The following is a 23927-nucleotide window of genomic DNA, read 5'->3' as shown; positions in this document are numbered from 1 at the left end:
TAATTTTACTCGCAGAAGATAATATTGCCAGTAAAATATACTGGATGAAAAAACAGTAACGCCTCATAAAATTTGTGTTACGCATGATAAAAGCGGATCGGAGATGGCTATAATTTCACCGCTGGCAAGATATTACACTATGAAGCGGGTTTATCCCCAGACCATTGACTTCGTTAACATTGTCAAGATGCGTGATGAAAGTTTTATTGCATTCAATGACCACAATATGACAGCCATTGATTTTATCTAACGCGCTGTAAATTAAAGGATATTTTATAAAGACGCCTTTCGCACCAATTCGGCTGGAAGCCGCGTAATCTCTCGCTTGCCTTGTGTTTTCTAACTCTAATACACAAGGTTATCCACAGGAATGGTGGATAACTGCCTGCAGGCCATATGGTCTGCCGCCTGGCAAATTCCCGGTCCAACCCACCAGGCAGCACATAAAAAAAAATTATCGCTAAATTTTGATTTTTATCAGCTAAAGAAGTGTCCCTGGCAGGCGAGATCTTGCTCGCAATTTCGCCTTTTACTCACCCGCGAGTAAAGCGAGATCCAGATATTGTCCTGTGGCCGCATTTTCGGCTCCCGCCGCCAGCCACGGGATTTCGCCTAACAATGGCGCAGGGATGACCCGTTTAAGCGTCGCCAGATACTCATGATGGCGTTTTCCCGGCGGCGTGACGTCATTCGCCACCCACCCGACAAGCGGAAGTCCTGCCTGCTGTACCGCCTGCGCGGTCAGCATCGCATGGTTTATACACCCCAGCTTCACGCCGACGACCAGGACCACCGGCAGGCGCTCGATCTGCACCCAATCAGCGAAGGTAAAATCCTCCGCAAGCGGGGTAAACCAGCCGCCAGCACCTTCCACCAGCAGCCACTCCGCCTGCGCGTCCAGCGCGCGCAGGCCGTCTGACATCACATCAGCACGAATTGGCCTTCCCTCATCAGCGCTGATGATATGCGGCGAGGTGGGTTCCGCGAAGGTGTAAGGATTCACCGCCGCGTAGTCCAGCGCCAGACTGCTGTTGCGCTGAAGCGCCAGGGCGTCGCTGTTGCGCAGTCCCTCTGGCGTCATGTCACTACCTGATGCGACAGGTTTATACCCGGCCGTCCGATAACCCAGACTGCGCGCCGCCTGTAGCAGCGCACAGCTGGCGACGGTTTTACCGACTTCCGTATCGGTACCGGTGACAAAATAACGTTTAGTCACGTGCAATCACTCCTGCAAAAAGATGGTAGGTCAGCAGATATTTCCCCTGCCGCTGCGGCCAGGCCAGTTGAAGCTGCTGCAACTGCGAGCGGGTTAAGACGCGCGGCTCGCGCCCCTCGTGCAAATGGGTCGCGCCGATGCCTTTCAGTGAGCGCATAGCGCTCAGGGCGTCATCAAACTCCAGCGTCAGGGAGATTGATTGATGATGCCCCTGCCAGCCGTGCATCGCTTCACACAGCGCCTCGCGGGATAAAAACCGGTTGCCGTGCGCCCGCTCATCCACCGCGCGCCAGGCCTGATGAAGCTCCGGTAGCGAATCCTGGGCCAGCGTGGTGAAGGCCACGCAGCCACCGGGGCGCACGACCCGATACAGTTCGCTCAGCGCCTGATGCAGACTGTTACACCATTGCACGGCCAGATTGCTCCAGGCCAGGTCAAACGTTGCGCTGGCTAACGGCAGTGACTCAATGTCGCCGGTGAGATAGTGATGCGCCACGTCCTGGCGACGCGCCTCGTCCAGCATGCGGGCAGAGAGATCCAGCGCAGTGACCTGACTCCCCAGCTCGCGCCAGTAGCGACTCAAACGCCCCGGCCCGCAGCCGGCATCCAGTACCTGTAAAAATGGGCGTTCCGGCAGTTGCGCCAGCAACGCGTCGGCGCTCAGGCGCTGCAATGTGGCGTGCTGCTCATAGTGCGCTGCCGCACGACCAAACGCCGCCGCGATTGCCTGTTTATTTACCTGCCCCATGCAGCACCTCCAGCAATCGGTCGATATCCTCAGGCTCATGCGCCTGAGTTAAGGTCAGTCGCAGACGGGCTGTCCCGGCGGGCACGGTCGGCGGACGGATCGCCGTGACCCAACATCCCTGACGGCGCAAGGTGTCCGCCAGCTGCAATGCGCGCGCATTTTCGCCGACAATCAGCGGCTGGATGGCGCTGTGCGACTGCGCCAGCATGAAATCGGGATGGTTGATAGCCGAGCGGAAGCGCTGGATCAGCGCAGTCAGTTTCTCCCTGCGTGCGTCACCTTCCTGACTGCGAATCACCGAAAGCGACGCCTGTAACGCCATCGCCTGCGCGGGCGGCATGCTGGTGCTGTAAATCAGATGACGGGCGAACTGCAGCAAATAATCGGCAACGTTTTCAGAGCACAGAATCGCCGCACCGCTGACGCCAAAGCCTTTGCCGAATGTTACGACCAATAGCTCAGGTTTTACCCGCTGCTGCCAGCAGCTCCCGCGACCCGCTTCTCCACTGACGCCAATGCCGTGGGCATCATCCACCAGCAACCAGGCATTACGCGCCTGTGCGGCCTGCTGAATGTCCGCAAGCGGCGCATTGTCGCCATCCATGCTGAACACGCCTTCGGTCACCACCAGTTGATGCCCGGAACAGGGGGCGCCAAGCAGGCGCGTGAGATGCGAGGCGTCGTTATGGGTAAAACGGCGAAGCTGCGCCGGGCAAAGACTGGCCGCTTCCAGCAGCGAAGCATGGCTGAGACGGTCAGCGACAATCCGGTCATCCTTTTCCATCAGCGCGGTAATCACCGCCTGATTTGCGGCGAAACCGGAAATAAACAGTAACGCGCGCGGATAGCCCAGCCAGTCGGCCAGTTCCTCTTCCAGTTGCTGATGGGCAATGGAATAACCGCTGACGTGGCCCGAGCCGCCGCTGCCGACGCCAAACCGCTCCGCCCCCTGCTGCCAGGCACGAAGGATATGCGGATGATGACTCAACCCCAGATAATCATTGCTGGAAAAATTGAGATAGCGCTGGTCATTCGTCTCCAGCCAGCGACCGGCTCCCTGTGCTACCACATAACGTCGGCGCAACGTATCCGCCGAACGACGCGCCGCCAGCGCATCGTCGATTTTGTGTTGCCAGGTCATACGGCAGCCGCGTTGTAGTAATCGTCAGTATCCGGTGTCAGCAGCGCCTGCTCCAGACGCGCACGCTGCTCGTTATCCCCGGCGAGCACCGCCGTTTGCTGCGGATTCAGCCCCAGCTTATGGAAAAGCTGGAGATCTTTGTCCTCTGCCGGGTTTGGCGTGGTGAGCAGTTTGCAGCCGTAGAAAATAGAGTTGGCGCCAGCCATAAAGCACATGGCTTGCGTTTGTTCATTCATCTGCTCACGACCGGCAGACAGGCGCACATACGAGGTCGGCATCATAATGCGCGCCACGGCAATGGTGCGAATAAAATCAAATGCGTCGACGTCATCGTTATCTGCCAGCGGCGTACCTTTCACCTTCACCAGCATGTTGATCGGCACACTTTCCGGCGGGGTCGGCAGGTTTGCCAGTTGCAGGAGCAGCCCGGCGCGATCGGTCACCGTTTCGCCCAGGCCGACGATGCCGCCGGAACAGACCTTGATCCCGGCCTCGCGTACTTTGTCCAGCGTGTCGAGTCGCTCCTGGTAGGAACGGGTGGTGATGATGTTGCCGTAAAATTCCGGCGAGGTGTCGAGGTTGTGGTTGTAATAGTCCAGCCCCGCCTCCGCCAGCCGTTGCGCCTGTGATTCATCGAGTGTGCCAAGCGTCATGCAAGCTTCCAGTCCCAGCGCTTTCACCCCCTGAACCATCTGCTGCAAATATGGCATGTCGCGCTCGTGCGGGTTCTTCCACGCCGCACCCATGCAGAAACGAGTGGAACCGGCGTTCTTCGCCTGGCGCGCCGACTCCAGCACCTGCTCAACTTCCATTAGCCGCTCAGCTTCAAGGCCGGTTTTATAGCGCGAACTTTGCGGACAATATTTGCAGTCTTCCGGGCAGGCACCGGTTTTGATCGACAACAGTGTGCTGACCTGCACCTGACGAGGATCGAAATGCTGACGGTGGATTTGCTGCGCCTCGAACAGCAGATCCAGCAGCGGTTTTTCAAATAATTCGGTGACTTGCGACAGCGTCCAGCGAGAATGAGTGGTCATAATTTTATACGTTTTGTGGTGATAAGGGTGTAGACTTGTAAACCTAAATCTTTTTAATTTGGTTTACAAGTCGATTATGACAACGGACGATCTCACGTTTGATCAGCGCCACATCTGGCACCCCTACACCTCTATGACCTCCCCGCTACCGGTCTATCCTGTTGAACGGGCCGAGGGCTGCGAACTGATTTTATCCAGCGGTGAACGCCTGATTGATGGCATGTCGTCGTGGTGGGCCGCGATTCACGGCTACAACCATCCGCAGCTCAATGCGGCGATGAAAACGCAGATAGACGCCATGTCGCATGTGATGTTTGGCGGGATCACGCATGCCCCCGCCGTCAACCTGTGCCGTAAACTGGTCGCCATAACGCCCGCGTCGCTGGAATGCGTGTTCCTCGCCGATTCCGGTTCCGTCGCGGTGGAAGTGGCGATGAAAATGGCGCTGCAATACTGGCAGGCCAAAGGGGAATCCCGTCAGCGCTTCCTGACGTTCCGTAACGGCTATCACGGCGATACCTTCGGCGCGATGTCGGTCTGCGATCCGGACAACTCCATGCACAGCCTGTGGAAGGGCTATCTGCCGGAAAACCTGTTTGCCCCTGCGCCGCAAAGTCGAATGGACGGCGAGTGGGATGAGCGCGATATGGTGGCCTTCGCGCGCCTGATGGCCGCACATCGTCATGACATTGCGGCAGTGATTCTCGAGCCGATTGTTCAGGGCGCGGGCGGAATGCGGATGTACCATCCGGAGTGGCTGCGCCGTATCCGCAAAATGTGCAACCGTGAAGGCATTCTGCTGATTGCGGATGAAATCGCCACCGGATTTGGCCGCACGGGCAAACTGTTTGCCTGCGAACACGCCGGGATCGCGCCCGACATTCTGTGTCTGGGAAAAGCGCTGACCGGCGGAACGATGACCCTTTCCGCCACCCTGACCACCCGCCAGGTGGCGGAAACCATCAGCAACGGCGAGGCGGGCTGTTTTATGCATGGTCCGACGTTTATGGGCAATCCGCTGGCTTGCGCGGTGGCGACCGCCAGCCTGTCACTACTCGAATCCGGCGACTGGCAGGCGCAGGTCTCGTCCATTGAAACCCAGCTACGCCAGGAACTCGCCCCGGCGCAGACATCGCCATGGGTGGCTGATGTCCGCGTGCTGGGGGCGATTGGCGTGGTGGAGACGACGCATCCGGTTAATATGGCGGCCCTGCAGAAATTCTTTGTGCGACAGGGTGTGTGGATCCGCCCGTTTGGCAAACTCATCTACCTGATGCCGCCGTATCTCATCCAGCCAGAGCAACTGCGCCGCCTGACGCAGTCCGTGAACGACGCTGTGCGCGACGAAACATTTTTTAACGGGTAACTGGCGGTAAGCTGTGCGGTTTCTGGCTACACTTTTTGGCGAGAATTAAGGAGAGTGCATGAAAGTAATCAGCAACGATTTTCGCGACGGGGAAAAACTCCCCCTGCGCCATGTCTTCAACGGTATGGGTTATGAAGGGGATAATATTTCCCCGCATCTGGCCTGGGATGAAGTGCCTGCCGGAACGAAGAGTTTCGTGGTGACCTGTTTCGACCCCGATGCACCGACCGGCTCTGGCTGGTGGCATTGGGTGGTGGCTAATTTACCGGCCGATACCCGTGTTCTGACCCAGGGCTATGGCTCCGGGCTGGTCGCCGTGCCAGACGGCGTTATCCAGACACGAACCGATTTCGGTAAAGCGGGCTATGGCGGCGCGGCGCCGCCAAAAGGCGAAACCCACCGCTATATCTTTACCGTTCACGCGCTGGATGTGGACAGGATTGACGTCGATGAAGGTGCCAGCGGGGCGATGGTCGGATTTAACGTCCATTTCCACTCGCTTGCCAGCGCCTCAATTACCGCGATGTTCAGTTGATCGCTGTTGTGCCGGATGACGACGCTCACGCGTCTTATCCGGCCTACGGGAGGGATTCACAGGCCGGATAAGCGTTAGCGCCATCCGGCGCGGTTCAAAGAAATTCCGGCACGAGCTGCAGCAACGCCCCCTGTGCAAGCAATTCTGTCGCACGCTCAATATCCGGGGCGAAGAAGCGGTCCTGGGTGTAATGCGCAACCTGCTCACGTAATACCGTTCGCGCCTGCTCCAGCAGCGGGCTTGACGTTAATCCTTCACGCAAATCGATCCCCTGACACGCGGCCAGCCATTCGACGGCCAGCACGCCGCGAGTATTCGCCGCCATTTCCCACAACCTGCGCCCTGCCGCCGGTGCCATCGAGACATGATCTTCCTGATTCGCCGACGTTGGCAGGCTGTCCACGCTGTGCGGATGCGCCAGCGCTTTGTTCTCGCTGGCAAGCGCCGCCGCCGTCACCTGGGCAATCATAAAGCCGGAGTTCACGCCCCCGTTTTTGACGAGGAAAGGCGGCAACTGCGACATATGCTTATCCATCATCAGCGCAATACGGCGTTCGGACAACGCGCCAATTTCAGCAATCGCCAGCGCCAGATTATCTGCCGCCATCGCCACCGGTTCAGCATGGAAATTACCGCCTGAGATAACGTCTCCCTGCTCAGCAAAAACCAGCGGATTATCGGAGACCGCATTGGCTTCCGCCAGCAGTACGTCCATCACCTGACGCATCTGTGTCAGACATGCGCCCATCACCTGCGGCTGACAGCGCAGAGAATACGGGTCCTGCACCTTTTCGCAATTGTGGTGCGACTGAGACAGCGCGCTGGTCTCCGTCAATACATGGCGATACAGCGCCGCCGCGTCGATCTGTCCACGCTGCCCCCGCGCGGCGTGAATACGCGCATCAAACGGACGGCGAGACCCTAACACCGCTTCGGTGGTTAACGATCCGCACATGACAGCCGACGCGAACAGCTCTTGTGCTTCAAACAGTCCGCGTAACGCAAACGCCGTCGATGCCTGTGTGCCGTTAAGTAACGCCAGCCCTTCTTTCGCCGCCAGCGTAATCGGCTCCAGGCCGGCTTTTTTTAACGCTTCCGTCGCCGGTAACCATTCCCCCTGCCAATGCGCCTTTCCTTCCCCCAGCAGCGTGAGCGACATATGGGCCAGCGGCGCTAGATCACCGGAGGCGCCTACCGATCCTTTCGCCGGGATGTGCGGCCAGACTTCGGCGTTCACCAGCGCAATCAGCGCCTCTATCACGCTAAGACGAATACCAGAAAAGCCGCGCGCAAGGCTGTTTATCTTCAGCACCATGATCAGGCGCACCAGTGCGTCATCTAAGGCATCACCCACGCCTGCCGCATGCGACAGCACCAGCGAACGTTGCAGGTTTTGCAGATCCTCATTGGCGATGCGCGTCTGCGCCAGCAGACCAAAGCCGGTGTTAATGCCGTAGGCCGTGCGGCCCTCAGCGACAATGGTGTTGACACAGGCCACGCTGGCGTTAATGCCGTCAATAGCGCTGGCGTCGAGGCGCAGTTTAACCGGCTGCTGCCAGACTTCGCGTAGTTGTGAAAAACTCAGATGGCCCGGCGTTAAGGTCATGGTATTCATATCAGCGTTTCCCCTGCGTTGCCGCAACCATCGGCAGATTCAGCCCTTGTTCCACAGCGCACGCCACGGCAATATCGTAGCCCGCATCCGCATGACGCATTACGCCGGTCGCCGGATCGTTATGCAAAACCCGGGCAATGCGCTCGGCGGCTTCATCGCTACCGTCACAGACAATGACCATCCCGGCATGCTGTGAGAAGCCCATTCCCACACCGCCGCCGTGATGCAGCGATACCCAGGTCGCCCCGCTGGCCGTGTTGAGTAGCGCATTGAGCAGCGGCCAGTCGGAGACGGCGTCAGAACCGTCGCGCATCGCTTCGGTTTCGCGGTTGGGGCTGGCGACAGAACCGGAATCCAGGTGGTCGCGACCGATCACAATTGGCGCAGACACTTCCCCCCTGCGCACCATTTCGTTGAATGCCAGACCCAGTTTTTGCCGCCATTCGAGCCCCACCCAGCAGATACGCGCTGGCAGCCCCTGAAAATTAATGCGCTCCCGCGCCATGTCCAGCCAGCGGTGGAGATGTTCGTCATCCGCCACGATCGCTTTCACTTTGGCGTCGGTTTTATAAATATCCTGCGGATCGCCGGAAAGCGCCACCCAGCGAAACGGCCCAATGCCGCGGCAGAACAGCGGGCGAATATAGGCCGGTACGAAGCCAGGAAAGGCAAAGGCGTTTTCCACGCCCATCTCTTTAGCCATCTGACGAATGTTGTTGCCGTAATCGAACGTCGGTACGCCCATGTCGTTGAACGCCAGCATCGCCTCCACGTGTTTTGCCATCGAGCGCTTCGCTGCCTCTACCGTACCCTGTGGATCGGCGAGCGCTTTTTGCTGATAGGTTTCCCAGTCCCAGCCGGAAGGCAGATAACCGTGCAGCGGGTCATGAGCGCTGGTCTGGTCGGTAACCATGTCCGGACGCACACCGCGCTTCACCAGTTCGGGCACCACATCCGCCGCATTGGCGCACAGGGCAATCGATACGGCTTGACCTTCGCGGGTGTATTTTTCGATACGCGCCAGCGCATCATCAAGAGATGTCGCCTGTTCATCGACATAACGAGTGCGCAGACGAAAATCGATACGACTCTGCTGACATTCAATGTTCAGGGAACAGGCGCCTGCCAGCGTCGCCGCCAGTGGCTGCGCGCCGCCCATGCCGCCAAGCCCGGCGGTTAACACCCAACGCCCGCGCAGGTCGCCGTCGTAGTGCTGCCGTCCCGCTTCAACAAATGTTTCATAAGTGCCCTGCACAATTCCCTGACTGCCGATATAGATCCAGCTTCCGGCCGTCATCTGTCCGTACATCGCCAACCCTTTCGCATCCAGTTCATTGAAATGCTCCCAGGTCGCCCAGTGAGGCACGAGGTTGGAGTTGGCAATCAGCACGCGCGGAGCGTTCTGGTGAGTTCTGAACACACCAACCGGTTTACCAGACTGGACCAGCAGCGTTTCGTCCTCTTCCAGTTGGGTCAGGGCGTTGACAATCGCGTCATAGCATTCCCAGTTACGGGCCGCGCGGCCTATACCGCCGTACACCACCAGCTCATGTGGGTTCTCGGCGACGTCGGGGTCCAGGTTGTTCATTAACATGCGCAATGGCGCTTCGGTCAGCCAGGATTTGGCCGTCAGCGTTGTCCCTCGCGGGGCGCGGATATCTTGCTGACGAAACTTGCTATGAGACATAACAACGACTCCTCACGGACATGCCGGAAAAGGTTTATCCGGCAAAGGGAATGATCGGGTGTGAGGTAAATATATACTTGTCTATACAAGACATAACAAGATGCAATTTAACAAATAAGATACATTTTTGTTATATTGCGTCAGCAATCACGCTTTCAGTCCGCGTGCGTCAGGAGGAGAAGTGGCCCTGCAAGCGGTAACGAGAGCCCGGAAAGAGCAACCGCGCGTGAGAAACGATCTGCGAGGCGGACCAGGTGGTACGACGAATGAGCAGGCAAGGATCGGTCTCGCCGATGTCGAGTAACGCGCACTCTTGCGTCGTGGCGCGCACCGCTTCAACAATGTGCTCCCCTTCCGTCAGCGGGGCAATCAGCGACAAATATGCATGCGGCGTGGTCTGGCTGTAATCCTGCGCCAGATATTCCGGCACAATGTCGGCATTCACACAGCGATCTTCAATCTGTACCGGCTGGTCGTTTTCAAAATGTACCATCACAGAATGAAAAATCGGCGTACCTTCCGTCACCTTCAGCGCCGCTGCCTGCCGCGCATTGGCCGGTTTCTTTTCCAGAATCAGCACCTCGCAGTGATGCCGATGCGCCCGTGCGGCAATTTCGTCGGCAATACTGCGAATTTCAAACAGCGCGGACTGGCCTTTCGGCTCCGCGACAAAGGTTCCCACCCCCTGCAAGCGCACCAACATCCCTTCGTCAGTCAGTTCACGCAGCGCCCGGTTGATGGTCATCCGGCTGAAGCCGTACTGCGCCACCAGCTCCGCTTCCGACGGAATACGATCGTGCGGCTGCCAGACGCCGCTGGCGATCTTTTCGCTAATCTCGCGTTTAACCGTCTCATAAAACGGTGCGGGAGCAGAACGAGGCCGAGAAAGTGTCATGGGAATGTTTACCTTATCAATCGATTACTGCCACCAGTGGGCGATTTGCCAGCCAAGCCGCGCCGCCACGCGTGCCGACCTGCCATCATTATCAAAGCGCGGATTAAATTCAACCACATCCACCGCCTGGAGCTTACCGCTGCGGCAAACAGGTTCAATCAATTTCAGCAGGGTCGTCAATGGCACGCCCAGCGCCGCAGGCGCCGATACGGCTGGCATCTCTCCAACGGGCAGGACGTCGAGATCGACAGTCAGATAGAGTTTATCCACCTCGCTGATAAACGCCGCCAGCTGAGCGTGGGCGTCATTACACTGCAAATCTTCCACCACCAGCACGTTGCGCTTGTGCGCCTCATCCCACAGCGCCTGGGTGTTTGCCGCCCGGCTAACGCCGATGCACGCATAGCGGAACTCACGCTGCTGCTGGTCGCAAAGCTGCGCCAGTTGACGAAACGGCGTGCCTGAGGTTGCCCGCCCAGCGTTACGCAGATCCAGATGCGCGTCGAGATTAATGATCCCTACCCGCTCGCCAGGGAATGCATCGAAAATGCCCGCTCCATGACCGAATGCCGTTTCGTGCCCGCCGCCAAGAACGAAGGTGCGCATCCCCGCCTGCTGACATTGACAGACCGCATCACGTAGTGCTTGCTGCGCCCCTTCCAGATCCGCTGTCGGGGCCAGCAGATTCCCCATATCCACCAGTCGCTCGTGTCCCGCGTGACTCGCCAGGTTAGCCAGCGCTGAACGCAGCGCGTCCGGCGCACCGGCGGCACCAGGACGCCCATGATTACGCTTGACCCCCTCATCGCAGGCAAAGCCGAGCAGCGCGATCCTGTCGCGGTATCGCTCTGGCGAAAACGTCAGGCTGCGATCGATCGTCTGAAACAGGCGCAGCGCGTTCGCGGCTTCGCCGCTGTCATCTCGCCCCCGCCACAGGTCAGGGGCAGCCGCTTCCCATTGTGTCATGTGATTTGTCCTCGAAATATGCGTAGATACAGCGGGTTGCGCCCAGGCTCATAGAGGATCTCCACCGGGTTTTGCGCATCCCAGACGTTAAAATCGGCAACGTAACCCGCCTTTAGCTGTCCGTGCGTCGCCTGGCGGCCCAGCGCCTGAGCGGCATGACGGGTGACGCCCGCCCATGCCTCTTCCGGCGTCAGTCCGAACTGAACGCAGGCCATGTTCATCGCCAGATGCAAGCTGATAAAGGGACTGGTGCCGGGGTTGAAATCGGTCGCCACCGCCATAGGTATCTGGTAACGGCGCAGCAACTCAACGGGCGGATGCTGCGTCTCTTTAAGGAAATAGAACGCCCCCGGCAGCAGAACGCCAACGGTGCCGCTGTGACGCATCGCGGCCACGCCCGCTTCATCAAGATATTCAATGTGATCCGCAGAAAGCCCATGATAGCGACTGACCAGTTGCGCTCCACCCAGCAGAGACAACTGCTCGACATGCCCTTTGACCGGAATGCCCGCCGCCTGCGCCGCGCGCAATACCCGCTCGCTTTGCGCCAGGGTAAAGCCCACGCTCTCACAGAACAGATCGACCGCTTCAAACAGCCCCTTTTCCCATAGCTGCGGCAGTATCGTTTCGCAGACGTGGGTGATATAGCCGTCAGGATTGTCACGATACTCAACCGGCACGGCATGGGCCGCCAGCAGCGTGGGGCTGATTTCGATAAGATTCTCTTCGGCCAGGCGGGCCGCGACGCGCAGCATCTTTTCTTCGGCTGTCGCATTCAGGCCATAGCCGGATTTCACTTCCAGTAGCGTCACGCCCTCGCGCATCAGACGCGCGATCCGCACCTGTGCAGAGGCAAAAAGCGCCTCCTCCGTCGCGGCACGCGTCGCCGTCACGGTGGCGTTAATCCCGCCGCCCTGCGCACTAATCTGCTGATAAGAAACGCCGTTCAACCGTTGCTCCCACTCGCTGGCGCGATTGCCGCCAAACACCAGATGAGTGTGACAATCAATCAACCCAGGCGTCACCAGACGTCCTTGCAGGTCATGCGTATTGGCATGCGCAGTCGGGAGTGAAGCCTCTGGCACAATCGCCAGCACCCTTCCCTTACGGATAATCAGCGCATGATGGTCCAGCATGCCATACGGTGCCGTCTGCGCCGGATCGAGCGTCGCCAGGCGCAGGTTTCGCCAGAGCGTATCATCAGGTAACAGGGGTTCCATGCTTTCTCCAGCTTGTCTTAGGTTGTATAGACATTTATTTGAGATCGCACGCGGGAAGTCAATCATCCCAGGCAAATATGTTATTTAATTGTGACTTTGACGGTACCCGAATCCGCGAGGAGGGGTTTAAAAACAACTTTTTAGCTTTTCACCTTTCTGTTTTGCTCAACTTAGTATAAAAAAGCAGGCTTCAATGGATACTTTTATAGCCCGGAGCAACTCGTGAACACATCATCAGTTTCCCGTCTGGCGCTGGCACTGGCTTTTGGCGTGACGCTGACCGCCTGTAGCTCTACCCCGCCGGATCAAATTCCTTCCGATCAAACCGCGCCAGGAACCTCCTCGCGCCCGATTTTATCGGCGAATGAAGCGCAGAATTTTGTCGCTAAAAACTATTTTTCTTCCCTGACGCCGAACACCGCGCCGTGGACGCCATCTTCAATTTCTCTGCCTGCGCAGCCTGACTTTGTGGTCGGCCCGGCCGGTACGCAAGGCGTTACCCACACCACCATTCAGGCGGCGGTGGATGCGGCGATCACTACGCGCACCAACAAACGTCAGTACATTGCGATTATGCCGGGTGAGTATCAGGGGACTGTCTATATCCCTGCGGCACCAGGCAGCCTGACGCTGTACGGAACGGGTGAGAAACTGCTGGACGTGAAAATTGGCGCGGCAATTGACGGTGAAATGAGCACCGCTGACTGGCGTCATACAGTGAATCCGGGCGGGAAATATATGCCTGGTAAACCGGCCTGGTACATGTTTGACAACTGCCAGAGCAAACGCGGCGCGACTATCGGCGTGATGTGTTCAGCGGTATTGTGGTCACAGAATAATGGCCTGCAGTTACAGAATCTGACCGTTGAAAACAATCTTGGCGATAGCGTGGATGCGGGTAACCACCCGGCCGTTGCGCTGCGCACCGACGGTGACAAAGTTCAAATCAATAATGTGAACATTCTGGGCCGCCAGAACACCTTCTTTGTGACCAACAGCGGCGTGCAGAACCGTCTGGAAAATAATCGCCAACCGCGTACCCTGGTGACCAACAGCTATATCGAAGGTGATGTGGATATCGTTTCCGGTCGCGGCGCGGTGGTGTTCGATAACACCGACTTCCGCGTAGTGAACTCGCGTACTCAACAGGAAGCGTACGTCTTCGCGCCTGCAACGCTTGCGAACATTTATTACGGTTTCCTCGCCACCAACAGCCGCTTTACCGCCGCCGGTGACGGCGTGGCGCAGTTGGGTCGCGCACTGGATGTCGACGGCAACACCAACGGTCAGGTCGTGATCCGTGATAGCGTGATTAACGAGGGCTTTAACATGGCACAGCCGTGGGCTGACGCCGTGATCTCTAAACGTCCATTCGCGGGCAATACCGGGGCGAAGGATGATAAAGGCGAAACCCAGCGTAACCTGAACGACACCAACTTTAACCGCATGTGGGAATACAATAACCGCGGTGTGGGCAGCAAAGTCGTGGCTGCGCCGAAGCAGTAAGCATAAAAAAACCGGCATCACAGGATGCCGGTTTTTATTTATCGGTTGGCTAATAAGCGCCCCTATTAATACGCGTTAACCACCACCCACATCGGGCCCTGGCCTACCGCATAACGTCCCTTCTCCGTTAACAGCCCCTGCTCACCGGCAATCTCGTACACCGCGATATGGTGTGACTTCTGTCCGGCAGCAATCAGGTATTTCCCGCTATGGTCAACGTTGAAACCACGCGGCTGTGTTTCGGTTGGCTGGAAGCCTTCTTTGGTCAACACGCTGCCATCTTCTGAAACGCTGAACACGGTAATCAGGCTGGCGGTACGGTCACAGGCATACAGATGACGACCATCCGGCGTAATGTGAATGTCCGCCGCCCAGCGGGTGTCGGAGAAATCAGCCGGCATCATGTCCAGCGTTTGCACGCATTCGATATCACCGTGCGGATCTTTCAGTTCCCAGACGTCCACAGAGCTGTTGAGCTCGTTGACGCAGTAGGCATATTGCTGATTCGGGTGGAACGCCATATGGCGCGGACCGGCCCCTTCAACGGTGGTCACTTCCGCAGGCTCTTGTGCCACCAGCTTACCGTCATCGCTGAGGGTAAACAGGCAGATACGATCCTGCTTCAGCGCAGGCACCCACAGGGTGCGGTTGTCCGGGGAGATATTGGCGGAGTGACAGCCATCCATTCCCTCCACCACATCCACCACCCCAACCGGCAGGCCGTCTTCCATACGGGTGACGCTGACGTTACCCGCGTTATAGGAGCCAACAAAAACAAAACGGCCATGATGATCGGTTGAAATGTGTGTCGGGCTACCCGGCAGCGCGGATTCTGCGGCAAACGTCAGCGCACCATCATCCGGCGCAATCCGGTAAGCCAGTACGCGGAATTCAGGACGCACGCCCACGTAGAGATAACGTTTATCCGGGCTGACCACCATCGGCTGAACCTGCCCGGGCACATCAACCACCTGTACCAGCTTCAATGCGCCATCATGATTCAGGCTCCAGACATGGATCTGTTGGCTTTCAGGGCTGGCGGTATAAACGGTTTGCTTCATGAATGCTCCTCTGCTTTAGGCAACTGGCTGCAAAAATGGAATACAGCTTAACGTAGTCGCTTTTAACGGTGAATGCTGAATATACGCACAAAATTTTGCCTGCTCCCCGTCCCGGTGTACCATTCAGGCAGACAAAACTTCAATGTTAATCGGGATGACGATATGACCGCTCGCGTGATTGCCCTTGATTTAGATGGAACCTTGCTAACCCCGCAAAAAACCCTGCTCCCCTCGTCTGTCGAAGCACTGTCGCGCGCCAGGGAGGCAGGCTACCAACTTATCATCGTCACCGGGCGTCATCACGTCGCAATTCATCCTTTTTATCAGGCACTGGCACTGGATACACCTGCAATTTGCTGTAATGGCACCTATTTGTATGATTATCACGCAAAAAATGTTCTCGCAGCCGATCCCTTGCCGGTTAACCAGGCGCTACAGCTTATTACGCTGCTGGAAGCGCATCAGATTCACGGCCTGATGTATGTCGATGACGCCATGCTGTATGAGCACCCGACCGGCCATGTCATTCGCACCTCAAACTGGGCGCAGACGTTGCCGCCGGAACAGCGCCCGATCTTCACCCAGGTGCCTTCACTGGCGCAGGCGGCGCACGATGTCAACGCGGTGTGGAAGTTCGCTCTGACAGACGACGATATTCCTAAGCTGCAGCAATTTGGCAAGCATGTCGAAGAGCTGTTGGGCCTTGAGTGCGAATGGTCCTGGCACGATCAGGTCGATATCGCTCGTCAGGGTAACAGCAAAGGCAAACGCCTGACCCAGTGGGTTGAATCTCAGGGTGGGTCGATGGAAAACGTAATTGCCTTCGGGGATAACTACAACGACATCAGTATGCTGGAAGCGGCTGGTACCGGCGTGGCGATGGGCAATGCTGACGACGCAATCAAAGCACGCGCCAACGTCGTCATCGGCGATAACACCACCGACAGCATCGCGAAGTTCATCTATAGCCAGCTGCTGTAATCAGGCGGTTATCGATACACTCTTAATCTGCGCATACAGCCAGAGGCCAGCTTTGATCCCCAATTCATCCCTGGCCCATGGGCTAATGCGCGCCCACAGCGTTTTACCTCCCACCTCAAGCTGAACTTCCACTTGCCCGTTATCGTCGTAGCAGTGGATCACCTTCGCGCGCAGGATATTACGAATGCTGGTCTGCTGCGGCGGCTGTAGCACCAGCGAGACATCCGACGCCTGAATGCGAATGCGCAGCGAGGCCTGCAGCGGCTCATTGAGCTTATTGACCCATAGATGCTGATCACCCAGCGCCAGCGCCGTCATCGCGTAATGCGGATGATGCTCCAGTACGCTCACTTTCAGGATGCTGCTCTGCTGTTCTTTCGGCAGCCATGGATGCATCACGCTGCTCCCCCAGACCTCTTCCAGCGCGCCAAACGCCTTCACCTGACCGTCTTCCAGCACCATTACGTTATCGGCCAGATGGAGAATTTCATCGAGCGAGTGACTGACATAGAGCATGGGAATATTGATCTCCCGCGCCAGCCGTTGCAGATAGGGCAACAGTTCACGCTTACGCGGAATATCCAGCGAGGCGAGCGGTTCATCCAGGAGTAACAGTTCCGGCGCGGTCAACAGCGCCCGGCCAATCGCCACACGTTGTTTTTCACCGCCGGAGAGGCCGCCCGGCAGTCTGTCGAGCAGAGGCTCAATACCCAATAGCGCCACCAGCTTATCGAACTGGCCGGCCATACTTTTCGCCATGCCGTAACGCAGGTTGCCGCGCACTTTATAATGGGGAAACAGGCGCGCATCCTGAAAAACGTAGCCTATCCGGCGTTTTTCCGGGGTCAGACAGATGTGGTTTTCCGCGTCATTCAGCACCCGTCCGTTGAGTACAATGCGCCCTTTCTGCGGTCGCGTCAGGCCACTGATGGCATTGATCAGCGAGGTTTTTCCAGAACCAGAGACACCAAATATCGCGGTGATACCGCTGGCGGGCAGCGTTTCGTTGAGCGAGACGCAGTGGGTCCCCAGCGTCTGAGAGAAATTGAGTTCCAGCATAATTATCGCCCCGTCCGCTCACGGCTGAGTCGCGCCAGCCATTCAGAAATTAACAGCGAAATCAGCGCCAGTACGATGGAAATAAGACACAGCCTTGCCGCAGCGCTTTCACCGCCCGGCGTCTGAATCAGGGTATACATCGCCGAAGGAATGGTGCGGGTTTCGCCGGGAATATTGGAAACGAAGGTAATCGTCGCGCCAAACTCGCCGAGCGAACGGGCAAATGCCAGTACCGTCCCGACGATAATGCCAGGAAGCGTCAACGGAAGGGTAATGGTGAAGAAGACGCGCCAGCGTCCCGCCCCCAGCGTCCGGGCGGCCTGCTCAAGCTTAAGATCCACCCCTTCCAGCGCAAGTCGGATAGCCCGCACCATCAGCGGAAAAGACATCACTGCCGCCGCCAGTACCGCGCCGCGCCAGCTGAAGGCAAAGGTTATGCCGAACCAGTCGTATAGCCACTGGCCGATAAATCCGCGTCGTCCCATCGAAACCAGCAGCAAATAACCGACCACCACCGGCGGTAATACCAGCGGCAGATGCAGTACGCTGTCCAGCAGGGCTTTGCCTGGGAAAGTGCAGCGCACCAGCAGCCAGGCAAAGAAGATCCCAAATGGCAAACTAAACAACACGGCCAGGGAAGACACTTTCAGGCTCAGAAGCACGGCCTGCCATTCAGGATCGGTCAATATCATTACTTGGTCGTAAATCCGTAACGTTTAAAGATTTCAGCAGCCTGCGGTCCTTTCAGGTAATCATAGAACGCGCTGACCGTGGCGTTTTTATGTCCATCGACAATCGCGATGGGGTACTCCACTTTTTTGTGCGAATCTTCCGGGAAGGTGGCCACGACGTTAACGCCTTTACTGGCAACCGCGTCAGAGCCGTAAACAATGCCCAACGGTGCTTCGTTACGCTCGACCAGCGCCAGCGCGCCGCGCACATCTTCCGCCGGAGCCAGTTTCGGTGACAGCGTCTCCCAGGCCCCCAGTTTCTGCAGCGCCTCTTTCGCGTAAATCCCTGCCGGAACGTGTTCCGGGTCGCCTACCGCCAGACGTCCACCGTTCAGCAGCGTCGTCCAGTGGGTATTATTGTCAATCGTAAACGCTTTCTGCTCATTGGCTTTTGGCGCCACCACCACAAGGCTGTTGCCCAGCAGCGTCTGACGCGTTGCGGTATCAATCGCTTTCTTATCTACCGCGTAATCCATCCATTTCTGATCGGCAGAAATGAACAGATCTGCTGGCGCACCGGCTTCTATCTGGCGAGCCAGCGTGGAAGACGACGCAAAAGAGGAGACCACGTCGACATTCTTCTCTTTTTTATACTCTGCCGCGATATCCTGCATCGCATTAGTCAATGACGCTGCGGCAAACACGGTGATTTTCCCTTCATCCGCCAGCGTTTGTCCAGCAACCGAAAATGATAAGGTTGCCCCAGCAAACAGGCGTAACCAGGTACGAGCCATTTGTAACTCCTTTGCATATCGTTATGTATTTATGAATATAACGATAAAGCAACGATTTTCCCAGAAGTTATTGATACCACTAAGAGGTTACGCAAAGAAAATATCGGCAGGAATAAGGAGAACTTGAGAAACAATCCCAATGGGGTGCGCACTGCATTGAGGCGCGACCAACTAAAGATACGGTTTGAAAGATGAGAAAACAAAAACGCCCGACTGAGCGGGCGTTTGGGAAATCAATGATTCTGTCTGGACTGGTTTTTCTGACCGATACCGGAGAAAATGTTGAACACTTCACCGAGACCGTAAATCAGACCCAGGATGATGGCCATCACCACAGGTACCATGATTACGGCGAATACCAGACTTTTCAATAACTCTAACATGGTCAACTCCTGATATAGTCCTTGTAGTATTCTAACCGCATCACTGAGAAAAGCACTCCCCTTTTGTGCGGTCGGCTTTGCGTCTCTGCAGTTTTCCGTCACAATACCCTTTTTGCCAGGATCTTGTTATGCAAGCCGAAATCCTTCTTACCCTGAAACTTCAGCAAAAACTGTTCGCCGATCCCCGACGCATCTCTTTGCTCAAGCACATTGCGCTTTCCGGTTCCATTAGTCAGGGCGCGAAAGACGCAGGCATCAGCTATAAGAGCGCCTGGGACGCCATTAATGAAATGAATCTTCTCAGCGAGCAAACGCTGGTCGAGCGTGCGACAGGCGGTAAAGGCGGCGGCGGTGCGGTGTTAACCCGCTACGGTCAGCGTCTGATCCAGCTCTACGATCTGCTGGCACAGATTCAGCAAAAAGCCTTCGATGTTTTAAGCGACGATGACGCGCTGCCGCTCAACAGCCTGCTGGCGGCCATCTCGCGTTTTTCTCTGCAGACCAGTGCGCGCAACCAGTGGTTTGGCACCATTACCGCCCGCGATCGCAATCAGGTACAGCAGCATGTCGACGTGCTGTTAGCCGATGGCGAAACGCGACTGAAAGTGGCCATTACCGCCCAGAGCGGCGAGCGTTTAGGGCTTGATGAAGGCAAAGAGGTTCTCGTGCTGCTGAAAGCGCCGTGGGTGGGGATTACCCAGGACGACGCCATCGCCCAGGCGGCGGATAACCAGCTCCAGGGCATTATCAATCATATTGAACGCGGTACAGAGCAGTGTGAAGTACTGATGGCGCTACCGGACGGTCAGACGTTGTGCGCCACCGTGCCGCTGGACGCCGCCGCCACGCTGACGGAAGGCACGAACGTGACGGCGTATTTCAACGCCGACAGGGTAATTATCGCAACATTGTGCTAAGTATCGCCACCACGGTGATTACGGCGGGATGTTACCCGCCGTAAATTTTTCTTTGAAATTCATTACAGGATGAATAATTCCACCCGGCAAAAAACGACGCATCGTTGGCTATTTTTTGCTGGCGACAGAGGACAGTAAAAAGCTCATCGTACTCGCAATCCCCTCTTTTTATTGCGGAATACGGAGCAAAATATGTCAGACTTATCAGAGTGGCAGACACTCGCCAACAAGGAGCTCAGCCGGCGGAATAAAACCGTCGAGTCGCTGGTCACACAGACAGCGGAAGGCATTGCCATCAAGCCGCTGTACACCGAAGCCGACCTCGATAAACTGGAGGTTACCGGCACCCTTCCCGGCCTGCCGCCTTACGTTCGCGGCCCACGCGCTACCATGTATACCGCGCAACCGTGGACCATTCGTCAGTACGCTGGCTTCTCTACCGCCAAAGAATCTAACGCCTTCTATCGTCGCAACCTTGCCGCCGGGCAAAAAGGCCTTTCTGTCGCCTTCGATCTCGCCACCCACCGCGGCTATGATTCCGATAATCCACGCGTCGCAGGCGATGTCGGGAAGGCCGGTGTGGCTATCGATACCGTTGAAGACATGAAGATACTGTTCGACCAGATCCCGCTGGATAAGATGTCGGTATCAATGACCATGAACGGCGCGGTGCTGCCAGTAATGGCTTTTTATATCGTGGCCGCGGAAGAGCAAGGCGTTTCGCCGGAACAGCTTACCGGCACCATTCAGAACGATATTCTGAAAGAGTACCTGTGCCGTAACACTTACATTTACCCGCCGAAACCCTCCATGCGCATTATCGCCGACATCATCGCCTGGTGTTCGGGCAACATGTCACGCTTTAATACCATCAGCATCAGCGGCTACCATATGGGCGAAGCAGGCGCCAACTGCGTGCAACAGGTCGCTTTTACCCTGGCGGATGGTATTGAATACATCAAAGCCGCCCTTTCAGCCGGGCTGAACATTGATGACTTTGCGCCCCGCCTTTCGTTCTTCTTTGGCATCGGCATGGATCTGTTCATGAACGTCGCCATGCTGCGCGCGGCGCGTTATCTGTGGAGCGAAGCGGTGAGCGGCTTCGGCGCAGCAGACCCGAAATCGTTAGCCCTTCGTACCCACTGCCAGACTTCCGGCTGGAGCCTGACCGAACAGGATCCCTATAACAATGTGATCCGTACCACTATCGAAGCGCTCGGCGCCACGCTTGGCGGCACCCAGTCACTCCATACCAACGCCTTTGACGAAGCACTCGGTCTACCCACCGACTTTTCTGCCCGCATCGCGCGTAACACGCAAATCATCCTGCAAGAGGAATCAGAAATCTGCCGCACCGTGGATCCGCTGGCTGGCTCTTACTATGTGGAGTCGTTGACCGATCACATTGTTAAACAGGCGCGGGCCATCATCCAGCAGATCGACGACGCGGGCGGGATGGCAAAGGCTATCGAAGCCGGGCTACCGAAACGGATGATTGAAGAAGCGTCTGCCCGCGAGCAATCACTGATCGACCAGGGCAAACGCGTCATTGTCGGCGTCAACAAATACAAGCTGGAAAAAGAGGACGACACGACCGTCCTGGAGATCGACAACGTCAAGGTGCGCAACGAGCAGATCGCCTCTCTGACGCGGATCCGCGCGACCCGCGATGATGCCGCCGTTCACGCGGCGCTGGCGGCGTTGACTCACGCCGCATTGCATCATGAAAACCTGTTGGCCGCCGCCGTGAACGCCGCACGCGTCCGCGCCACGCTGGGTGAGATCTCCGACGCGCTGGAGTCGGTATTTGACCGTTATCTGGTGCCAAGCCAGTGCGTCACTGGGGTGATTGCGCAGAGCTACCATCAGTCCAACCAATCGGCCTGCGAGTTTGACGCCATTGTTGCGCAAACAGAGCAGTTCCTGGCAGACCGCGGTCGTCGTCCGCGCATTTTGATCGCCAAAATGGGTCAGGATGGTCACGATCGCGGCGCAAAAGTGATCGCCAGCGCCTATTCCGATCTCGGCTTCGATGTCGATCTCAGCCCGATGTTCTCCACTCCGGAAGAGATCGCCCGCCTGGCGGTAGAAAACGATGTACACGTCGTCGGCGCCTCATCGCTCGCGGCCGGTCATAAAACACTCATCCCGGAACTGGTCGGCGCGTTGAAAAAATGGGGACGCGACGATATCTGCGTGGTCGCCGGCGGCGTGATCCCTCCCCAGGATTACGCCTTCCTGGAGGAGCGCGGCGTGGCGGCCATTTATGGACCCGGCACACCAATGCTGGAAAGCGTACGCGACGTACTGAAACGGATAAGTCAGCATCATGATTAGCGAATCCACGCTGGCTGACACCGTGCGGCGATTACGCCAGGCCGAGCGGGCAACGCTCGCCCAGGCCATGACGCTGATTGAAAGTCAGCACCCTCGTCACCAGACGCTGAGCACACAACTGCTGGATGCCATAATGCCTTTCACCGGCAACGCGCTGCGTCTGGGAATCACGGGTACGCCGGGGGCCGGGAAAAGCACCTTTCTGGAGGCTTTCGGTACGCGACTGATCCGCGACGGACTGCGCGTGGCGGTGATTGCCGTCGACCCCAGCAGTCCGATCAGCGGTGGCAGCATCCTTGGCGACAAAACGCGGATGACCGAACTGGCGCGATCGGATGCCGCCTTCATCCGTCCGGCCCCCTCCCGCGGGCATCTGGGTGGAGCCTGTCTGCATGCACGAGAGCTGGGGCTGTTGTGCGAAGCGGCGGGCTTCGACGTTGTGATTATCGAAACCGTCGGCGTTGGACAATCGGAAACAGAAATTGCCCAGATCGTGGACTGCTTTGTGTCGTTACAGATAGCCGGCGGCGGCGACGACCTGCAGGGCATCAAAAAAGGGATCATGGAAATGGCGGACGTGATTGTCATCAACAAGGATGACGGGGAAAACCATAACCGTGTCGCCATCGCCCGCCATATGTACGAAAGCGCACTGCATATTGTGCGGCATAAATATGCCGAGTGGCAGCCGCAGGTATTGACCTGTAGCGCGCTGGAAAAACGCGGGATTGACGAGGTCTGGCAGACCATCTGCGATTTCAGAACACAGATGACCTCCAGCGGACGGCTGCAACAGGTGCGCCAGTTGCAGGAAATTGCCTGGTTGAAAAAGCAGACGGAAGCCGAGGCGTTGCGATTGCTGTTCTCCCGTGACGACTTCGACCGCTACTACCACCTGACGCAGCAGGCCGTCAAAAACAACCGTCTCTCGCCGCGCGCTGGCCTTCAGCGAATCAGCGAATACATTCAGAATCATTACTTTGCATAAAGAGAAAAATATGTCTTATCAATACGTTAATGTTGTTATCATCCGTAAAGTGGCGGTCATTGAGTTCAACTATGCCCGCAAACTGAACGCCCTGAGCAAAGTCTTTATTGATGATCTCATGCTGGCGCTCAGCGATCTCAATCGCCCGGATATTCGCTGTATTATCCTGCGTGCGCCCAGCGGCGCGAAGGTCTTCTCCGCCGGTCATGACATTCATGAACTTCCCTCCGGACGTCGCGATCCGCTCTCTTATGACGATCCGCTGCGCCAGATCACCCGCATGATTCAGAAGTACCCCAAACCGGTGATCTCCATGGTCGAAGGCAGCGTCTGGGGAGGGGCGTTTGAGATGATCATGAGCTCCGATCTGATCATCGCCGCCAGTACCTCCACGTTCTCCATGACCCCGGTCAACCTTGGCGTTCCATACAATCTGGTCGGGATCCACAACCTGACCCGCGATGCGGGTTTCCATATCGTCAAAGAGCTGATCTTCACCGCGTCCCCTATCACCGCACAGCGCGCGATGGCGGTCGGCATTCTCAACCATGTCGTCGCCGCCGAAGAGCTGGAGGATTTCACGTTGCAGATGGCGCACCATATCTCGGAAAAAGCGCCGCTGGCCATTGCCGTGATCAAAGAAGAGCTACGCGTGCTTGGCGAAGCGCACACTATGAATTCCGATGAGTTCGAACGTATTCAGGGGATGCGCCGCGCCGTTTACGACAGCGAAGATTATCAGGAAGGGATGAACGCGTTTATGAATAAACGTAAACCCAATTTTGTGGGCCATTGATACCAGGA

Annotated in this window: 22 protein-coding genes; 8 read left to right on the top strand and 14 right to left on the bottom strand. The window is 57.1% G+C overall.

Features of this window, described 5'->3' with window-relative positions; translation table 11 throughout:
* Nucleotides 1-529: 529 nt before the first annotated feature.
* From bioD to bioB, 4 genes are read right to left on the bottom strand one after another with little or no spacing between them, the layout of a single operon-like run.
* Nucleotides 530-1216 (bottom strand): dethiobiotin synthase, encoded by a 687-nt coding sequence (bioD, locus tag C2U53_RS17535; protein ID WP_046401466.1) that lies wholly within the window; start codon nt 1214-1216, stop codon nt 530-532.
* Nucleotides 1209-1964, bottom strand: a complete 756-nt coding sequence (bioC, locus tag C2U53_RS17530) for a malonyl-ACP O-methyltransferase BioC (protein WP_043001307.1) — start codon at nt 1962-1964, stop codon at nt 1209-1211. Before bioC ends, bioD begins: the two co-directional genes overlap by 8 nt.
* Nucleotides 1948-3105 (bottom strand): 8-amino-7-oxononanoate synthase, encoded by a 1158-nt coding sequence (gene bioF / locus C2U53_RS17525; protein WP_104446167.1) that lies wholly within the window; start codon nt 3103-3105, stop codon nt 1948-1950. Before bioF ends, bioC begins: the two co-directional genes overlap by 17 nt.
* The gene (gene bioB / locus C2U53_RS17520) at nt 3102-4142 is read right to left on the bottom strand and encodes a biotin synthase BioB (protein WP_043001309.1); all 1041 of its coding nucleotides are present in this window, start codon (nt 4140-4142) and stop codon (nt 3102-3104) included. Before bioB ends, bioF begins: the two co-directional genes overlap by 4 nt.
* Before the next feature lie 76 nt (nt 4143-4218).
* Here bioB and bioA point away from each other — a divergent pair, with 76 nt between their 5' ends.
* Together bioA and C2U53_RS17510 are read left to right on the top strand one after the other, a co-directional pair.
* Nucleotides 4219-5508: an adenosylmethionine--8-amino-7-oxononanoate transaminase gene (bioA, locus tag C2U53_RS17515; protein WP_104446896.1), complete on the top strand. Its 1290-nt coding sequence runs from the start codon at nt 4219-4221 to the stop codon at nt 5506-5508.
* 58 nt (nt 5509-5566) lie between these two features.
* Nucleotides 5567-6043 (top strand): kinase inhibitor, encoded by a 477-nt coding sequence (locus C2U53_RS17510; RefSeq protein WP_043001310.1) that lies wholly within the window; start codon nt 5567-5569, stop codon nt 6041-6043.
* 94 nt (nt 6044-6137) lie between these two features.
* Here C2U53_RS17510 and hutH read toward each other — a convergent pair whose 3' ends face one another.
* From hutH to hutI, 5 genes are all read right to left on the bottom strand, one after another.
* A complete protein-coding gene (gene hutH, locus C2U53_RS17505) occupies nt 6138-7658 on the bottom strand; it encodes a histidine ammonia-lyase (RefSeq protein ID WP_099433388.1) in 1521 nt (506 codons plus the stop codon).
* A 1-nt stretch (nt 7659) separates the two neighbouring features.
* Entirely contained in the window at nt 7660-9345 is a 1686-nt protein-coding gene (gene hutU / locus C2U53_RS17500) for a urocanate hydratase (RefSeq protein ID WP_043001312.1), read from the bottom strand.
* Between the two features lie 169 nt (nt 9346-9514).
* Nucleotides 9515-10240 (bottom strand): histidine utilization repressor, encoded by a 726-nt coding sequence (locus C2U53_RS17495; RefSeq protein ID WP_043001313.1) that lies wholly within the window; start codon nt 10238-10240, stop codon nt 9515-9517.
* A gap of 24 nt (nt 10241-10264) precedes the next feature.
* Complete coding sequence (gene hutG, locus C2U53_RS17490; RefSeq protein ID WP_104446166.1) at nt 10265-11206, bottom strand: formimidoylglutamase; 942 nt, start codon at nt 11204-11206, stop codon at nt 10265-10267.
* A complete protein-coding gene (gene hutI / locus C2U53_RS17485; RefSeq protein ID WP_104446165.1) occupies nt 11203-12426 on the bottom strand; it encodes an imidazolonepropionase in 1224 nt (407 codons plus the stop codon). Before hutI ends, hutG begins: the two co-directional genes overlap by 4 nt.
* Before the next feature lie 222 nt (nt 12427-12648).
* Between hutI and C2U53_RS17480 the strand changes: the two genes are divergently transcribed.
* Nucleotides 12649-13932, top strand: coding sequence for a putative acyl-CoA thioester hydrolase (locus tag C2U53_RS17480; RefSeq protein ID WP_104446164.1), 1284 nt, complete (start codon nt 12649-12651; stop codon nt 13930-13932).
* A gap of 65 nt (nt 13933-13997) precedes the next feature.
* Here C2U53_RS17480 and pgl read toward each other — a convergent pair whose 3' ends face one another.
* Nucleotides 13998-14993 (bottom strand): 6-phosphogluconolactonase, encoded by a 996-nt coding sequence (gene pgl, locus C2U53_RS17475; RefSeq protein WP_104446163.1) that lies wholly within the window; start codon nt 14991-14993, stop codon nt 13998-14000.
* A gap of 162 nt (nt 14994-15155) precedes the next feature.
* Here pgl and C2U53_RS17470 point away from each other — a divergent pair, with 162 nt between their 5' ends.
* Nucleotides 15156-15974 (top strand): pyridoxal phosphatase, encoded by an 819-nt coding sequence (locus C2U53_RS17470; protein ID WP_043001318.1) that lies wholly within the window; start codon nt 15156-15158, stop codon nt 15972-15974.
* Here C2U53_RS17470 and modC read toward each other — a convergent pair whose 3' ends face one another.
* The 4 genes from modC to C2U53_RS17450 all read right to left on the bottom strand — a co-directional run bounded on the left by modC (nt 15975) and on the right by C2U53_RS17450 (nt 18881).
* Nucleotides 15975-17033, bottom strand: coding sequence for a molybdenum ABC transporter ATP-binding protein ModC (gene modC / locus C2U53_RS17465; RefSeq protein ID WP_104446162.1), 1059 nt, complete (start codon nt 17031-17033; stop codon nt 15975-15977). It lies immediately after the preceding gene.
* Nucleotides 17034-17035: 2 nt separating this feature from the next.
* Entirely contained in the window at nt 17036-17725 is a 690-nt protein-coding gene (modB, locus tag C2U53_RS17460; RefSeq protein WP_043001320.1) for a molybdate ABC transporter permease subunit, read from the bottom strand.
* On the bottom strand, nt 17725-18498 hold the full coding sequence (modA, locus tag C2U53_RS17455; protein WP_104446161.1) for a molybdate ABC transporter substrate-binding protein: 774 nt from the start codon (nt 18496-18498) through the stop codon (nt 17725-17727). The genes modB and modA overlap by 1 nt, the downstream gene beginning before the upstream one ends.
* Nucleotides 18499-18731: 233 nt before the next feature.
* On the bottom strand, nt 18732-18881 hold the full coding sequence (locus C2U53_RS17450; RefSeq protein WP_043001322.1) for an AcrZ family multidrug efflux pump-associated protein: 150 nt from the start codon (nt 18879-18881) through the stop codon (nt 18732-18734).
* A gap of 128 nt (nt 18882-19009) precedes the next feature.
* Between C2U53_RS17450 and modE the strand changes: the two genes are divergently transcribed.
* The 4 genes from modE to scpB all read left to right on the top strand — a co-directional run bounded on the left by modE (nt 19010) and on the right by scpB (nt 23919).
* Entirely contained in the window at nt 19010-19798 is a 789-nt protein-coding gene (gene modE, locus C2U53_RS17445) for a molybdenum-dependent transcriptional regulator (RefSeq protein WP_044256486.1), read from the top strand.
* A gap of 192 nt (nt 19799-19990) precedes the next feature.
* Entirely contained in the window at nt 19991-22135 is a 2145-nt protein-coding gene (scpA, locus tag C2U53_RS17440; protein WP_104446160.1) for a methylmalonyl-CoA mutase, read from the top strand.
* Nucleotides 22128-23123, top strand: a complete 996-nt coding sequence (gene meaB, locus C2U53_RS17435) for a methylmalonyl Co-A mutase-associated GTPase MeaB (RefSeq protein WP_104446159.1) — start codon at nt 22128-22130, stop codon at nt 23121-23123. Before scpA ends, meaB begins: the two co-directional genes overlap by 8 nt.
* Nucleotides 23124-23133: 10 nt before the next feature.
* Complete coding sequence (gene scpB / locus C2U53_RS17430; RefSeq protein WP_044256718.1) at nt 23134-23919, top strand: methylmalonyl-CoA decarboxylase; 786 nt, start codon at nt 23134-23136, stop codon at nt 23917-23919.
* Nucleotides 23920-23927: the final 8 nt, after the last annotated feature.

Origin of the sequence: Citrobacter sp. CFNIH10 (genome assembly GCF_002934585.1) — a bacterium.
Classification (GTDB): Bacteria; Pseudomonadota; Gammaproteobacteria; order Enterobacterales; family Enterobacteriaceae; genus Citrobacter_A; species Citrobacter_A amalonaticus.
Note: the sequence above shows the minus strand (reverse complement) of the source record. Positions and strands in the feature narration are given on the sequence as shown.